The organism is Pseudoalteromonas sp. S327, from assembly GCF_005886415.1.
GTDB lineage: Bacteria > Pseudomonadota > Gammaproteobacteria > Enterobacterales > Alteromonadaceae > Pseudoalteromonas > Pseudoalteromonas atlantica.
In genome coordinates this window covers 1-426 of record NZ_PNDP01000115.1, presented here as the reverse complement: position 1 = coordinate 426, position 426 = coordinate 1, and the positions used below count along the sequence as shown (strand labels likewise).

Annotated in this window: 3 tRNA genes; all 3 read left to right on the top strand. The window is 41.8% G+C overall.

Features of this window, described 5'->3' with window-relative positions:
* The first annotated feature begins 2 nt into the window (after positions 1-2).
* The 3 genes from CWB60_RS20375 to CWB60_RS20365 all read left to right on the top strand — a co-directional run bounded on the left by CWB60_RS20375 (position 3) and on the right by CWB60_RS20365 (position 372).
* Positions 3-79 (top strand) — tRNA-Met (locus CWB60_RS20375).
* 93 nt (positions 80-172) lie between these two features.
* Positions 173-257 (top strand) — tRNA-Leu (locus CWB60_RS20370).
* A gap of 40 nt (positions 258-297) precedes the next feature.
* Positions 298-372, top strand: a tRNA-Gln gene (locus CWB60_RS20365).
* Positions 373-426: the final 54 nt, after the last annotated feature.

The following is a 426-nucleotide window of genomic DNA, read 5'->3' as shown; positions in this document are numbered from 1 at the left end:
ATGGCTAAGTAGCTCAGCTGGTTAGAGCACATCACTCATAATGATGGGGTCACAGGTTCAAATCCCGTCTTAGCCACCATTTCTTTTTTAGAAGTGGCTCTGCAAGAGTTAAATTGCAGCTCAATGAAGAGTTTAAAATAACTACCTTTCTTTGATTATTCAAAGTAAAAATGCGGGAGTGGCGGAATTGGTAGACGCGCTGGATTTAGGTTCCAGTATCTTAGGATGTGAGAGTTCAAGTCTCTCCTTCCGCACCATGTTCTCGATAAGAACTAAAATAATCAGCTAATTCTTTGTTGGGATATCGCCAAGCGGTAAGGCACCAGGTTTTGATCCTGGCATTCCCAGGTTCAAATCCTGGTATCCCAGCCAATTTCTTCTACCAAAGAAATTGCATATAAAGAATGACAATATGCGGGAGTATCG